The organism is Paracoccus binzhouensis, assembly GCF_016446475.1.
In the GTDB taxonomy this organism is placed as follows: Bacteria; Pseudomonadota; Alphaproteobacteria; order Rhodobacterales; family Rhodobacteraceae; genus Paracoccus; species Paracoccus binzhouensis.
The window spans coordinates 1-15474 of the sequence record NZ_JAEHFP010000004.1; the positions used below are offsets into that span (position 1 = coordinate 1).

The 15474-nt window shown below is 63.0% G+C and carries 8 protein-coding genes and 2 pseudogenes; 4 read left to right on the forward strand and 6 right to left on the reverse strand.

What is annotated here, in order from left to right; all coding sequences use genetic code 11:
• Positions 1 to 82 (forward strand): annotated as a pseudogene (locus I9P22_RS02385) (IS5/IS1182 family transposase); the annotation flags it as partial.
• 203 nt (positions 83 to 285) lie between these two features.
• Here I9P22_RS02385 and I9P22_RS24460 read toward each other — a convergent pair.
• Positions 286 to 753: pseudogene (locus I9P22_RS24460) on the reverse strand (SMODS domain-containing nucleotidyltransferase); the annotation flags it as partial.
• Between the two features lie 512 nt (positions 754 to 1265).
• Here I9P22_RS24460 and I9P22_RS02395 point away from each other — a divergent pair.
• From I9P22_RS02395 to I9P22_RS02405, 3 genes are all read left to right on the forward strand, one after another.
• The gene (locus I9P22_RS02395; RefSeq protein WP_199257813.1) at positions 1266 to 1910 is read left to right on the forward strand and encodes a ceramidase domain-containing protein; all 645 of its coding nucleotides are present in this window, start codon (positions 1266 to 1268) and stop codon (positions 1908 to 1910) included.
• 182 nt (positions 1911 to 2092) lie between these two features.
• Positions 2093 to 2275, forward strand: coding sequence for a hypothetical protein (locus I9P22_RS02400; RefSeq protein ID WP_233253156.1), 183 nt, complete (start codon positions 2093 to 2095; stop codon positions 2273 to 2275).
• Between the two features lie 19 nt (positions 2276 to 2294).
• Positions 2295 to 4148, forward strand: a complete 1854-nt coding sequence (locus I9P22_RS02405) for a recombinase family protein (RefSeq protein ID WP_233253157.1) — start codon at positions 2295 to 2297, stop codon at positions 4146 to 4148.
• A gap of 19 nt (positions 4149 to 4167) precedes the next feature.
• Here I9P22_RS02405 and I9P22_RS02410 read toward each other — a convergent pair whose 3' ends face one another.
• The 5 genes from I9P22_RS02410 to I9P22_RS02430 are packed head-to-tail and all read right to left on the reverse strand — an operon-like array spanning position 4168 to position 15470.
• Positions 4168 to 6708, reverse strand: coding sequence for a DEAD/DEAH box helicase family protein (locus I9P22_RS02410; protein WP_233253158.1), 2541 nt, complete (start codon positions 6706 to 6708; stop codon positions 4168 to 4170).
• Positions 6708 to 8510, reverse strand: a complete 1803-nt coding sequence (locus I9P22_RS02415; protein ID WP_199257814.1) for a phospholipase D-like domain-containing protein — start codon at positions 8508 to 8510, stop codon at positions 6708 to 6710. The genes I9P22_RS02410 and I9P22_RS02415 overlap by 1 nt, the downstream gene beginning before the upstream one ends.
• On the reverse strand, positions 8510 to 9724 hold the full coding sequence (locus tag I9P22_RS02420) for a hypothetical protein (RefSeq protein ID WP_199257815.1): 1215 nt from the start codon (positions 9722 to 9724) through the stop codon (positions 8510 to 8512). Before I9P22_RS02420 ends, I9P22_RS02415 begins: the two co-directional genes overlap by 1 nt.
• Positions 9724 to 12927 carry a UvrD-helicase domain-containing protein gene (locus tag I9P22_RS02425; RefSeq protein WP_199257816.1) on the reverse strand — a complete coding sequence of 1068 codons (3204 nt, stop codon included), beginning with the start codon at positions 12925 to 12927 and terminating at the stop codon, positions 9724 to 9726. The genes I9P22_RS02420 and I9P22_RS02425 overlap by 1 nt, the downstream gene beginning before the upstream one ends.
• A complete protein-coding gene (locus tag I9P22_RS02430) occupies positions 12924 to 15470 on the reverse strand; it encodes a PD-(D/E)XK nuclease family protein (RefSeq protein WP_199257817.1) in 2547 nt (848 codons plus the stop codon). The genes I9P22_RS02425 and I9P22_RS02430 overlap by 4 nt, the downstream gene beginning before the upstream one ends.
• Positions 15471 to 15474: the final 4 nt, after the last annotated feature.

Below are 15474 nucleotides of genomic sequence, written 5' to 3' on the forward strand. Positions count from 1 at the left end.
CTACGACAAAACCGCAGACAGTTTCCTCGGCTTCATCGACATCGCCTGCATCAGGCTCTGGCTTCGCCATTTGTCAACATGACCTAAGAACTTGAAGAAGTCCCGACACATCCAGTCGTAATAGTGGTAGCTCTTGGTATTGTAATCGTCCGTTGACTCTAGAAAGTTGTAAGCCAGCGTATCTATTAAAAGGCCGCCCATGGCGACACCGTGCTTATTCTTCCAAGCACGGGCCATCTTGCACAAGCGACGCAAATTACGGTTCTTCCGCTCATTGGCCGCTCTGATCTCATCAAGTTCAGCTTGGGGCTTTGTGATCTTCCATGATCCGCCATTTGCTGTGTCAGGATACTTGTAGCTTCCGTCTGCCAGCTTAAAAGCTGGCATTACCTCAATGTGAAAGTCCTTGTAGAGAACCCTGACTACCAAGCGATCAACCTTTACGGTAGTCGAAGGGTATCGCCGCTGGATTGCAGCCTTGGCATCCCTGAGGAGTTCATACTGCCGACCGTCACTGTACGCTTCCCACTTCCCTGCAGGCATGATGTAGATCATGTCGAGGTCCGAGATACCCTTAATCGCTGTCCACCGCCCATATGAACCAACTTGGAGACTGTTCGCTGTCTTCGAATCCGTGTCGCGAAATTCCTTATTTAAGGCGGATGTCACTTCGCCGTAGCGCAACCCGATAGTATCGCCATTTGCGATCTTGATGTTGTCGAGGAAAGCCTTGAAATCGTCCGAAATGCTCATAGGTGCCTCGATAGTGGTTTCGGCCCCAAGGAGCGCAACGGCTTCTTCACTTCCGATTGTGGGCCAGCCCTGACTAGATACAACATATAGATAATGAGTTCGATGCTGCAAGGGTGTGTTTCCCTATGTCGCCAACTGCTCGCCTGCTCGGGCCTCGGCTCCTGCTCCTTGGCACTCGCTAGCGCCATTTGAATCGCAGGGAGCTCTGTCTGACCGCCCGCGAAGAGCTCATGTCTCGCGGCGGACTTTGGGTTTGCCTAGGTGGGCGCAACTGTCCGGTCCTGCATTTTTCAGCCGCCGCGATGCTGCATCACCTTCAGGCAGCTTTCCGCCCAGTGCGACGATCCACCTTCACTACAGCGCAGCACTTACCTTCCTCCGCCTGCGTCCGTATCCTGCACGGGGACGATGAGCCTGGATGGACGACAATGGATGATCACGGATACCGCCCCGGCCTCGCGGGCACTGCGCCCCGCACAGCTGCATCCTGACCTTTGTCCGGAAGGATTCCGATGACCTGGCTTTCTCCTGTCGACGCCTATTGCGAGCGGACCAGCCCGGACTACTGGTCCGAGCCGATCAACGCGGTGACCAACCTCGCCTTCCTGATCGCCGCCCTCGCCCTCTGGCCGCGGCTGCGCGGGCCGGAGATGGCGATGGGCCGGGTGCTGGCGGCGGTGCTGTTCGTGATCGGCCTCGGATCCTGGCTGTTCCACACCCATGCCAACCGGCTGACCGGGCTGATGGACGTGCTGCCGATCCTCGCGTTCATCCTGCTTTATGTCTTCGCCGCCACGCGGGACTATTTCGGGGCACGACCCTTGGTGGCCGCCCTGGTGACGGCGGGCTTCGTCCCCTATGCCGCCGCGACGGTGCCGATCTTCGCGATGATCCCCGGCCTCGGCTCCTCGGCCAGCTATGCGCCGGTGCCGCTGCTGATCCTGGTCTACGCGCTACTGCTGCGACAGCGCCTGCCCGATACGGCGCGCGGCCTCGCCATCGGCGCCGGGATCCTGATCGTCTCGCTGACCTTCCGCACGCTGGACCAGCCCCTGTGCGGCACCCTGCCCTTCGGCACGCATTTCCTGTGGCATGTCCTCAATGCGGTGATGCTTGGCTGGATGATCGAGGTCTGGCGCCGGCATCGGCTGCGCTGATCCCGGATTCCGGCAAGTCTTTGCGCGACGCCGGAGCGCGCTGCTCTACGCCGCACTGCCCTGCCGTATCCCGGCCATGCCATTCCCCACCGACTATTCCATAGCGATTTCCATTGCTTATGCGGATTTTGGCGCCGATGCTGGCGATTATGACCTTGCCAGCTTGCCGAACCCAGGCCACGATGACGCGGAGCGAACGCGAGGCGCTGCTCGACGCCCTGCTGCTCGGCGAGCCGGATCTCGGCTTCACGCCCCGCGGCAATCCCGACCCGCGCCTCGTCAGACTGGTGCGCCTGCTGGGCAGGCAGGCCGCCAGGGACAATTTCGAGGCGCAGAGCAAGTCCAGGGAACCCGGCGCCTCCTGATCCGACAGGGAGTGCCGCCATGAAGGTCGCCGTCTACGCCCGCTATTCCTCCGACCAGCAGCGCGATGCGTCCATCACCGACCAGTTCCGCATGTGCCAGCTGCGGGACGAGAAGGAAGGCTGGACGGTGGTCGAGGAATATTCCGATCATTCCATCTCCGGCGCCAGCATGATCCAGCGTCCCGGTATCCAGGCGCTGATCATGGATTCCGCGCGCGGCCGCTTCGATCTGGTGCTGGCCGAGGCGCTGGACCGGATCAGTCGCGACCAGGAGGACATCGCCGGCATCTACAAGCGCATGCGCTACGCCGACGTGAAGATGTTCACCCTGTCCGAGGGCGAGATCAGCGAGTTGCATGTCGGCCTGAAGGGCACGATGAACGCGCTGTTCCTCAAGGACCTGGCCGACAAGACCCGGCGCGGCCAGCGCGGGCGTGTCGAGGCCGGCAAATCCGGCGGCGGCAACGCCTATGGCTACGATGTCGTCAAGAAACTGGACGGCAATGGCGAGCCGATCCGCGGCGACCGGGCGATCAACGCGGCGCAGGCCGAGGTGGTGCGCCGGATCTTCCGCGACTATGCCGCCGGCAAATCGGCCAAGGCCATCGCCGTCGCCCTGAACCGGGACGGCATCCCCGCCCCCTCGGGCGGAGATTGGGGCTTCAGCACCATCAACGGCAACCCGAAGCGCGGCAACGGCATCCTCAACAACGAGATGTATGTCGGCAGAATCGTCTGGAACCGCCAGCGCTTCATCAAAGATCCCGATACCGGCAAGCGCCAGGCGCGTCCCAACCCGGAAGAGGACTGGGTGATCCAGGAGGTGCCGGAACTGCGCATCCTCGACGACGATCTTTGGAACGCCGTGAAGGCGCGGCAGAAGACCAATACCGTCGCGCGGGACGCGCGCGGCAACGCCGACGTCCGCAAGGTGAACCATCGCCGGCGGCCGAAGTATCTGTTTTCGGGGCTGACGAAGTGCGCCTGCTGCGGCGGCGGTTACTCGGCGATCTCGAAGGACCTGATCGGCTGCTCGACGGCGCGCAACAAGGGCACCTGCGACAACCGCGTCAACATCCGCCGCGACGAGCTGGAGGCGCGGGTGCTGAACGCCCTGCGCACCCGCCTCGTCGACCCCGACCTCTTCGCCGAGTTCTGCGACGCCTATACGAAGGAGACCAACCGGCTGCGCATGGAAAGCGGCGCCGGCATCGACAAGGCCGAGGCCGAGCTGAAGCGGATCGCCCGCGAGGAGGAGAAGCTGATGGATCTCTACATGCGGGACGCCATCTCGATCGAGGCCGTCAAGGAGCGCGGCGACAAGCTGCGCGCCCGCAAGGCGGAACTGCAGGATTTCCTGGCCAGTACCGACGAGCCCCCGCCCCTGCTGCATCCGTCGATGGCGCTGCAATACCGGGCACGGGTGCAGCAGCTCTACGAGACGCTGCAGAGCGACGACGAGGCGCAGCGCATCGAGGCGGCGGAGATCATCCGCTCGCTGATCGACCGGATCGTGCTGACGCCGGGGCAGGACCGGATCGAGATCGACGTTCAGGGCGATCTTGCCGGAATCCTTACGCTTTCGGCGCAACGCAAAAACCCCGCGGCGGATGCAGCGGGGTCGCAAGTAAAGATGGTTGCGGGGGCTGGATCTAATCTTCACTTGCTGCCCGAGCAAGTAAAGATGGTTGCGGGGACCGGCATCGATCACAACTTGCAATCGACGCCGGTAAAGATGGTTGCGGGAGGCTGCAACCACCATTACTTGCGACCTACTAACAGCCATTTTCCTATCAACGCCAAATCCAACGCGGGGAGAATGGTTGCTAAAAATTGCAGCTTTCATTCCGTCCTCTTCCGAACAGCAGCGTGAGTATCGGTTACACTACAACTCAACCGCCACGTTTTCCCGGCGAAAAATCCGGCACTGCGCGCCGAACGCGGTCAGCGCAGGTTCGTTTGTCATCTATCACCTCTGACCGACCTGGAACGGGACGCAGGACATCGCCATGCAACTGCGCCCTCAGTTCCAGCCAACGCGCCTTGAGAACCTGCCAGTTGTGATCGTCGTATGTGCCACTGACGACAACAGGGTGAACCCGAATGCGGGGCGGGAGACCATCACCATGATCCCTCCATTTCCGCCATTCGCGAAGCCAAAGACTGTTCTTGCGATCCACACGCCCAATCTGCTGCTCGACAATGCCGGGATTCCACTCCGCGTGCAGTAGAATCACTGTGCGACAGGCCTCATGCAGATTCAGGCCCTCACGCCCGACGCGGGATTGCGCGAGGAGCACCATCGGCCAACTGGACGACCGGTTGAATGCAGATTGCAGCATACGCCGCGTTTGCGGTGCGGTTGCGCCTGACATCATCCTGGCGAAGTTGCCCTCGCGCCCGGAATAGTCGTTCAGCCAGGCATCCAGCCGGGCTTTCTGCGTATCGTTGTTCTCTGCTTCATCATCCCCGGCAAGCTCCAGGAGCAGTTTTTCGAACAGCCCGAGCATTTCTCGCCCTGTCCAGGAAGCGCCCGCAACTTCCCGCCTGCCACCAAGTGCCTCGAGCAAAGCCCCGAATTGAAGGTCTTGTTTGCCGTCCTCATGGCGCAGAATCTCTGACAGAAATGCAGCAGTTCCTCCCTCCAGCGCAAGGTCTTCCAACTCCCGATGAAGCCGTGCGAGTTCAGCCCGGCGCTCGCTCGCCCACTCCTGATAGCGGGTTTTCAACATCACATCGATTTCGTCGACCCCACCCGCCACCGCAAGATCAGGATCCCTCATCGCCGCAATGACGGCTGCTATATTGCTTTCCCCGATCCCACTGGCAGGCCAGTGCTGACCGTCTCGCAAACGACGCAGCATCTCACGCGCGTCCAGCAGTCTGGTCAGCACATTCATCGGCGTCAGGAACCTGCCGAAGACGAGCACTTTCTCGCCGGCCCGTGTATAGGCCTCGATTTGTCTCACAGCCGCCAGGATCGCAGGGTGGCTATAGATGTCGTTGCTCTCAGCGGTGAAAGCTTCCGTCCAAAACCCCGCCGGACCAACGAGGTTTGCATCTGTCATGCCTGAAGGGCTGTCTTCCTCATCCTCTCCAAAGCCGAACCCATACCCCTGGGCAACGGCGAGCCTGACCCGTTTCACACGCGGATCATCCTGAGGGAGTAGCGACAGCGCCTCAGCCGCACAAAAGCGGCGCAACCAGTCACGGGTAAAACCCTCTGCCTCCGGTGAAACCGGGATATCGGTGACCTCACGATAATCACCATGACTGTCTTTGAAGACGCAGAATTCGGGGTCACTGCGTTTGTCCCGGCGCAGGACGTATGGTCGCAATGCTGCGTAGAACTGCCGGGCGGAGGTCTCGAATTCCCCGGTCAGCGTCTCGTCCAGTTCTTCGGTTTGAATCCGACGAACAACATCCACATAGCCGGTGATCCATTCCGTCAGCTCTGCGAGCGCAGTAATATCCTGATCGTCATCGCGACCATTGAGCCGCTCCAGCGTGTCGATCCACTGGCTGGAGTCCAGCTCGACCGGGGTTGCGGTCATGCCCAGACGAAAAGGATCATCCGCTTCCCAGCTTACCGGGCCGAGAATGCGCGAAAGGCTTGAATCTGCGCCGCGCGCCTTGTGGGCTTCGTCAACGACTATGAGATCAAACTGACCCAGGCCATAGCCGATCAGCGGCAGGATCCTGTTCTTGTAATCGTCCGCCGAAAGCCATTTCTGATCGCCGTTAATGGCATCGCGCGGCAGTTCGTGGTCCAGAATCGTTTGGGCAATGTGCCGCGCCGCACGGCGACTGGCATATACATAGCCCACCTCACCCGAATGGAAATTTTCGCGCATGAAGTTGCGCCGTCGGCCGTCAATCAGGCGGGCGACGTTGGGTAAGAGTTCCCGGCGCCAGCCTCCAGCGGGGCCTTCTCCACGATTGGGAAACTGCATGTTCGCGAAGGAATGAGAGATCATTATGATCTCTTCGGCGGCCCAGCCGTTCTCCGGCAACTCACGCTGCTTGCGGCGATCCGAAAGCCACTCCTTATGGCTGTGTAACCGTCTTGCGCTCCCCTCCGCATCGGTATCGTGCAAGAAACCGGAGATGAAACCATCATAGCTGCGCAGCGGCAGCAATGTCTTGTCGTCGGCGTTGAACCGTTTCAGTTCCTGTTGCCATTGTGCCCCAAGGCCCGCGGGCAGAACAATGGCGCTGCGTCCGCCCGCCTCCCGCACCGCTGCGATCAGCGCCGCCGCAATGCGGGTCTTGCCCATACCCACCTCATCAGCCAGCAGGGCCGAGCGTTGGCCCGCCCGGATACGGCACGCTAGTTCTGTGACACTCGCCTTCTGGCCATGATCTAGCAGGGTATCATCAGACGTCCCTGCGATACGATCCAGAATGCTCGCGACCTCGTTCCAGTCCACCATCACGCGGCCTCCCGTTCCCAGAGCGATGGGTAAGCGCTGAGCTCCCACGCGACGGACACCGCCAAAAGCGCATCTCTCAATAGGTCTGGCGAAACCCCTTCCGGGCGCATACGCGGATCTGCCAGAGCAGGCAGAGGATTTGCCCTGGCGTTCCGGAAGAACTCGAGCATCGTTTTTTCGCGAGACGCGATAGCGCAAAGGTTCTGTTGCAACTCCCGACACCACCTTTGCCAGTCCCGCGGGTCCAACCTTGCCTGTGTCTCACAAAGACGCACCAGAAGTTCCATCATCCTGCGAATGGGATAGGCAGCTGGCGGAGCTTCGGTGGTATCTGAGGCGTCGGTGAGCGGCTCTTCGCCTTCCTCACCCTCATCTTCGCTGTCAGCATCACCTGGCTCGGGAAATGAGCCAAGGCTGGCAAGGATATCTTCGACCGACATATCGGAGGGGCGAGCGACAACAAGTGCTTCGGAAGAAATGACAGGCAGCCGCCAGCCGCCCTCCGCGAGTGTCACAATCGCTGGAGCCGGTGCAGGCCATGGACAAGGTGTCTGGGCCTGAGCCGCATCGACACCAATCACCATCACCGATTTGTCTTCGGGGGCCGAGAGCACCCCGTCTTGCCATATAAGCCACGCAACTGGCGGCTGGGTTTCTGGCTCATCGGGGCGCACAAAGCCTTCCCCTTGCTGCAGGGCCTCGGGCGTCACCACATCAGTGAACTGGATCGGCAAAACAGCGGCGATACCGTTCCGCGTGTCTCTGCGTCGCGGCCATTTCAGTCCTCCCGGCAGATCGACGATCACACCTGCCTCAAGGTTTCCCCCGGCGCTTGCGGCACGCTCAAACCCGTTCATGCTCAGATTGCCGGATCCAAGATAAGCCCGTCCCGAGGCCTCGGTCTCGCCCGACGCCAGCACCACAAATTTTGCATGCAGGCACCCATCAGTTCCATGCAAGACAGAGCGCGGAGGGCGCAAGTTCCAGCCTGCGTCAATCAAGGCACCGGCCCGGGCAGCAAGCCCCTGACAGGAGGACGGGTTGAGAAACAGGTCGAGAGCCGCTGTTTTCGTCAGGGATTTCTCCTGCACCAATGCGCGGCGCAGTCGCTCTGGCAGGCCAGCAGCACCATCGCCGTCGCTCTCGAAATAGCCAGACCCGAGGATGAGACGGTCGGCCTTCTTTTTGGTACCCAGGCGCTCGACCACCTGAGGAAACAGCGCCTGATTGCGGCTGTCGATGAAGCGGGGACGCGCGGATGACGTGGGCAAGGCTGTGATCGCGGCCTCCAGCAGGGCGTCTGGCCGGTGCCCGTCAAAACTGCGTTCGATCAGGGCGCAATCTGCCCGCTCGCGCAGCCATCCAAACATCTCATGCGCAGCGCGGATATCAGCAATGTCCTGTGCGTCAGGCACAGCAGAGTCCAGATCGATCGACCAGAACAGGTCGATGCTGCGAGTAAGCGGATCCTGTGTCCAGTTCCCCGTGCTGACAGCGAGGCGAATGACATAGCCATCTCCGCCGCGCTTGCGAAAACCCAGAATCGCCACCTTGGCATGGAGAAGGTTGTAGCCGCGTCCCTCGAGGCGCATCCACATCCAGGCAAGTCCCGGAACGTCCGAGATCGCATTCATGGTTGGATGGATGAAGGCGGCCAGCACCGGGCGCGCCATCTCGCCTGTGAATGTTCGGCGGATCTGCCCCAGGACCTGCCGCGTCGCGGTGAAGCCGCACATAAGGCCAAAGTCGCCATAACAATCTTCGGGCGGCATGAAGAGGGAGTAGAGCGTCGTGTTCTGCATCAGACGGCCTCCGATCCCGCGTCACGGGTGCCCGGGTTCACCTTTCCGGACAGCTCCGTCACCAGACAATGAAGATTGTGCAGCCGGAAAAGCTGCGGCGCGAAGGCCTCGTCCTGAGGGGGCCGGTTCTCGTCCTGGGTCTCCGAGCTGCCCCGCAACTCGCTCGCAGCCGGCCCGAGAAAAATGTGGCCTTCGCGCTGACAAATCACGGTAGAATCGCGCTCGGCCAGCCTCTGGATCAGCTGCTGATCGGACAGATGTCGGATTTCCGCGATAAATCTGCGGCTAGTCTCCTCATTGCCCTGATCGACAAGCGCGCCTTTTGCCGAGGCCAGATCTCGCAATTGTTTCAGCGGCTCGGTGGCGACTTCGGCTGCCTCCGCTTCTGACAGGCGCACAGGCTGATTATCGTCGCGAAGCTTCAGCAGGTGCTGTTCCAACTGGTCCAACACCGTCAACGCGGCATCGCGAATATCCATAAAAGCCGCTCCGGCGCGCAGATCCGACCAGTGATCCGGCGCAACCCCCGCCAATGCGGTTTCCTGGTCCAAATGCGTGGAACTGGGGCCAGTGCCGAGGCGCGCCAGCTCCCGGCGCCGGGTCGAGCCGGGATCATTTCCGTCGAGCAATCGGGCAAGGATCAGTTTACGCACCGCTTCCGGGACAGCCCCAACAGGGGAAAGCACTGCCAAGGCCTCCTTCAGGCCATGTGGCTGTCTGCCATGCGCCCAGGCACCAAGCAAACGGCGCGGTTCTTTCATCGCATTCAGCTCCAACAGCTCTCTGCCAGCGCTATGTATGCGGAACGCGCCGTAGCGGCTGCCCTGCACGAATCCCAGTGCGACCAGAGGTTGCACCATCGCCATGCGGATCGGCTGAACCACATAAGTTCCGCGACGCCTGAGATTGTGGAAACTGCTATCCTTCAAGCCCTGCATCTTCCTCGCCCCTCGCACGCGGCGATCCTGCGGGCCCGCGATGACTTCAAGCATGACGCGCGCTTCGACCGCGTTGCCGACAGGCAGTGCCGGCACACCAAGTTCCTCGGCGATAGAGATCGCCAGAACCGACCAAAGGATGGGCATGGGAAACCACATGCCGCCGATTCCGGGGACCGCCCGATCATTGAAATGACGAACCGCCGCCGCAAGCCCGAGGTTCTGCTGGCGCCGTTGCGAAACCACGGTATCGGGCGCAAGTATTCCCCAGGGCATCAGTTAACTCTGGCCTGTGCGAAAGCTCCCGCTGACGCGCCCTCATCTGCCAGTTCCAGCCAACCGTGATCGACCCAGAACACCGCCACGCCCTGCAGCGGATGCTGCGGGTATAGTCCGGCCAACAGTCCGGCATAGCTGGAAAGCTGTGGCCAATAGGGGCCGAACCCGTCACCGCCGCCGCCGGATTTATGGTCGATCAGCATCGCGCCTGCCGGGCCGATGGCGAGAAGGTCGAGGGCACCGGGGATCTCTGCACCCTCGGGCGTGTGGCCAAGCACCGGAATCTCGGCGCGCAGATCCGTATAGCCCTGATCGACAAGCCAGGCTTTCAGCGCCGTGGCGCGCTCGGCCACTAGCGCAAGAGTGGCGTCGTCAAGCCCGGTCGCGAGAGCCAAAGCCGGGGCCAGATCGGGCCGGGTCAGGTATGTGCGCAGCGCCAGATGCAGTGCTGTGCCGCGGTAGGCATCGTTCAGTGCCTTTGGCCAGGGTGCTCCGATGTTGATACGGCGGGACACGGGCGGCACCCCCGCACTACGGGTTTGCGAGGGCTGCAGCCGCCAGGGCGTCAGCGGTGTCACGGGCAACGGCGCAGCGGCACCAAGGCGCAGCGCCGGGGCCGCCCCACCGCCAACATATTCGGTAAATCCCGCCTGTTCAGGCAGCTGCGTGATGACCGCCGGGCAAACCACGCCATTGATGCGCAGGCTGCCCGCCCCGATCTGCGGCGCGCAAGTATCGGACAGGATATGAAACAGGTTCGTAGCCTCGGGCGCGTCTTCTTCGCGGTCCTTCAGAAAACCCGGCCATTCCAGCACCAGCCGGTCACGGGCACGGGTCAGGGCGACATAGAGAAGGTTTTTCGCATTGGCTTCAAAATCGGCGCGACGGTCTTCGATGAAACGGCGTGTCGCCTCGGGCGCGGCAAAGCCGGGCGTGTGGATCAGGCTCGCGGACCCCAGCACCACCGCCATATCGTCGATGCGGTCCAAGGCATCGAAACGGGTCGCAGTGGCCCCCGCACGTTCCTCGATACCATAGTCGAACTCTGCGACGACAGTGATCGGCCATTCCCGCCCTTTGGAGGCATGCCAAGTGACGATCTCCACGGCCTCGGCGCTGTTGGCGGAAGGATCGGGATGACGGTCGAAATCGCGCTCGCCTCCACGGGCGTCGAGCCAGCCGAGAAAGACCTTGGCAGTCTCGCCGTGGAACCCCGAGGCGGATTTGAGATCGCGATGCGCGGCTTCGAACTCACCCGCCTCAGCCTCTAGCCGCATAAGATCGGCGCGGGATTGGGCGGCGTCAGGCTGACGTTCGGCCCAGAGGCGCAGGCCGGCGGCATCCAACACCAGATCAAGGGCCGCACCCACCGGCAGGCGGGCCAAAAGGTTCGACAGAGCGGCGAGCCGCATCAGCACCGGGTCATCCACCAACCGCCCTTCCATTTGGGCGGATAGCGCCTCCTGCAAGGACAGCGGGTCCGGGCCAAGCGTGCGCAAGAGCAGCCCGGCATGGATATCCGCCGGATTGGCGGCAAAGGCCAGCGCGGCGCGGGCGGCAACAATCACCGGACTTTTCGCCCAGCCATCCTCGGCGATCCGCACCGGAACGCCGCGCGCGCGCAGTTCCTCGGCATAGCGGGCGGCGGTGGTGTGGCGACAGACCAACAGCGCGATATCCGAGGGCCGAGCCGGTCGGGCGGCCTTCGTGTGGCGGTCGGTGATAGTCTCAGTATCAGTCAGGATACGGGCGATGCGCTCGGCGATGTGTTCTGGGGGCTGCGAATACTTTTGTGAGCGCCGTCCCTGCGTAGCGTTCAGCACCTCGATCGCGGGACCTGCGACCGGATCACGGGTCGGTGCCAGTGGGTTATAGCCCGCGCCAAAGAGGCCCGCCCCCATCGCATTGACGAATTGCATGACGGCCGGCGTCGAGCGCCAGTTGCGGTCGAGTGGCTGGGTCGCATCGGGGTTAGCCGCCGCAAGCGCCTGCGACAGGCGCGGATCGGCCCCCTGAAAGCCCATGATCGACTGTTTCACATCGCCCACAAGCAGGGTGCGCGGTGCGTGCTGGCCAAGCTGCCACAGCAGCGCGAATTGCACCGGGTTGGTGTCCTGGAATTCGTCAATGATGACGCAGTCGATCTCGTCCAGCACCGCCTGACGCACGGCGGGGTCGGTGCGCAAGAGCCGCTCGGCCCCCGTGATCATATCGGCGAAGTCGATCAGGCCGAGCGCCTTTTTGCGGGCCTCATAGGCCGCCATCACCTCTTGCGCGCAGGCGATCAGGCAGGACAGGTGCAGCTTGGCATCCTCAAGCGGGCCGGGATGCGAGGGCAGGACATCCGCCGCCGCCATGATGGCCGTGGCGAGGTCGTCATAGCCGTCGGGCGTTTTCGTGCGGCTGTTTGAGGTGAAAAGCCCGCGCAAGTTCTGCCAGATACCCCAGTCAAGGGCCAAAAGCCCCGGATCACGCGCCACCCGCCGGAAAAGCGAGAGGTTCTTTTCCAGCGTTTCCTTCGGACCTTTGGCCGCGACGGTGGCCATGCCGCCCTCGGGGAAGGCCGTGATCATGGCTTGAACGGCGGTCTCGAGTGAGGCGCCAGCCGCCGCAGGGTCCTCCAGCACCGGGCCATAAACCGCATCCAGCCGCGCCAGCGCCGGGGCGATCAGGCCGGGGTCACGCCCCTTGTCGCCAAGGCTGCGCAGCAGGTCGATCATCGACAGCACCCGGCCGCGCAACGAATCTTCGACCGTCTCGCCCTTCACGAAGTTCGGGGCATAGCCAAACCGCTCGGGTTCGGCCTTGATCGGGTCCAGCGCCTTGGCATGGGCCAGCGCCTGCCGGATCAAGAGATCACGCTCGGCATCGCCCAAATGACGCGGCTGCGGCGAGGCGCCCGCCGCCAGCGCATGTTCGGTCAGAAGGCGCAGGCCCAAGCCGTGGATGGTCGAGACATAGGCGCGTTCCACCGCCATCGCCTCGGCCACCAGCCCATCGGCCAAAAGGCCGGCGCGGATCCTCTCGCGAAGCTCGCCCGCCGCAGCCTCGGTGAAGGTCACGGCAAGAATGCGCTCGGGCCGGACGATGCCACGTTTCACCCAGTCCGAGAGCTGGGTCTTGATGCGGTGGGTCTTGCCGGCGCCGGCGCCTGCAGGGACGATGACCAGACCATGATCTGCGTTGGGGGCCATGGTCATTCCTCCTCGACCGGGCGGATGAAGGCGGTGACAAGGGCGGAGCCATCGGTCAGCGCATAGGGGACAAAGCCTGCCTCATTTCTGAAAAATGCGGCATCCTCGGTGGTGTTCAGCACGACCCGGCCTGCGCCGAGTTCGGCCAGCCGTTCCGCCAGCTTGGCCACCGCGCCGGCGTTCACCGCGTCACCCATGTCGCGGGCGGGCGACCCCTCGGGCAAAGCGAGACCCGACGTCAGCAGCCCCCCGTCATTCATCAGGTGATAGGCCACCGCCACCTTGCGGCCGATCAGGGGCCCCATCCCGTCCCCCTCGCGCCGGGTGGGCCGGGCGATCATATCGGCGTAAAGCCCGGCCTGCAGATCCCAGCCCGCCTCCATCCGCTGCCGCCGCCCTTTTGTGCCACTTTTCTTGTGGTCAACGATCAGGAGCGCGCCGTCGGGCAATTCAAGGATCGCATCGGCCTTGCCGTGCAGATTGATGCCATGCGCCTCACCGGCCAGCCAGATTTCATTGCCGATGATCCTGGCTTTCAGCGCAAGCAGATGGTCGCGCCAGCGCAGGGCCGCCGCCATGATCTCACGCTCCAGCCCGCGACGCTCCATCTCCCATGAGGGGCTGCGCAGATAACCCGCGTGCCGGGTCAGCGCCCGGCCATAGGCCTCGGGGATGGCAGTTGCCAGCGCCTCCGGTTCGGGGATCGGTTGGTCTTTGAGAAAGACATTTTCAAAGACATCATGGGCGATATTGCCCTTGGCCATCACGTCGAGTTCCTCGGCAGACCAGGACATATCCTCGGCCCCGACCTCGGCCAGAAGCCAGGCGAGAGGGCTGACCAGCAGCGTCTCGAGCCGCGAAGGCGATTGCGGTTTGGCGGTGCCGTCAACGCGCCGCCGCAGGGACAGAAGGTCATGCCCCGGGAAATCGAGAGCCTCGGGCAAGTCCGCAGGTTCCGGCACCGGAATCAGTGTGTGATATGCGACCGGCCAGTCCGCCGGGTTCAGCCGCGACAGATCGATGATCAGATCGCTGGCATCCTCGACGCCCGCCACCGCCCGCGCGACGAGCGACAGCCCCGCCGAGGGTTGCAAGCGCCCGCCTGCCAGATCGCGCCAGGGGATCAGGAATGTGACGCTTTCGGATACGGCCTGAAGCTGCTGGTCAAAGATCTGAAGGCCCTGCGCCAACCCTTCGGCCCTGCCACGGAGTTGAACGCCGGTTCCCGCGTGTATCGCAGCGATCTCGCTGTCAAGAAACAGCGGATTGGCGCGCGGGCGAGTCGGGTAAAGCCCGTCGGTGAAATCGCTGACGATCAGATGGCGGCATGGGCGCCACGGGCTTTCATGCGCGGACCAGAGGCTGACGCCTTCAAGATTGCGGTCGAGGTCCGCAACCATGGGCGGCGCGATCTGAATGCCACGCAGGATTATCTCCCAATCCGGCGTGCCTTCGCCGGGGGGGACGGTCAGCCGCGCGCGGACCTGATCGCCTTTTCCGATCCGCTCGCAGATCCGGTCCAGCAGGAATCGCAGCTGCGGCAAGCTGCCGGCCGAGGCGCGGATATCGTCCCACAGTTCCTTATGTGCGGGCGTGTCCGTGAGGATGGAGCCTCGGAAATCGCCACCCATGAGGCTTTCGGCAAGATCGCGCCCGGTCTGTGCCGCCCAGGGCATCAAGGGAGAAAGCGCGAGGCTCGCCAAGACCATAGCCGGAGTTGGCGGTCGCTTGGCCAGCGCCAGATGTAGCGCGGTCTCGCCAATGACATCTCGCTCGGGTAATTGGCCCGGAAGGCCCGAGAGCGGCACTCCCTGGGCTGAGAAAGCGCGCGCGATCTGGCGCAGATCATCGCCCGACAGCACGGCGATTTCACGGGCCGAAACGCCGGACTCAATCAGCGCCCGGGCTTGGGCGGCGGCGAAATCGGCGCAGGCGGCGGGATCGCGCAGACCATAGAACGCGAGGCTGTCATCCAGAACCCCGGCCTCGATATCCTGCGCTGAAACACCGCCCTGCAGCGCGTGCAGGCGGCTGCCGATTGCGGCCCGGGGCGTATAGGCGCTTGCGGGAACAGTGCCGAACTCGTCCCGCAACCGGGCAAAAAGCGCCTGCAGCGCCGCAGGAGCTAGAGGATCGAGCGAACCTTCAACCACCGGCAACGAGCCCAGGAACGACCCATGCGGCAGGGCCAGCACATGGGAAATCGGTGCCAGCCCCTCTGGCAGCGCATCCCCCAACCTTTGCCACAACGCGACCAGCGCCAAGAGATGCCGCTTGGCGCGGCTGTCTGGCAGGTGATCGACGTTCGGCACCTTCAGATCCGGCGTGGCCAGCACAAGATCCGTCAGCGCGGCGGTCACCGCCGAGATCGTCTCGACCGGTGCATTGGCAAGACTTTCGGCCCAGACCGGGTCAGGCGCCTCGGCAATGGCACGCCCCGGTGCCCATTCGGCAGAAATGGGGGCAAGGGACAATTCGGCAAGACCGGTATCGGTCAGGCGGTATTGCAGGCCGGAGCGCGGATCAGTGACGAGGAAGGAGTAGTGCATGAAT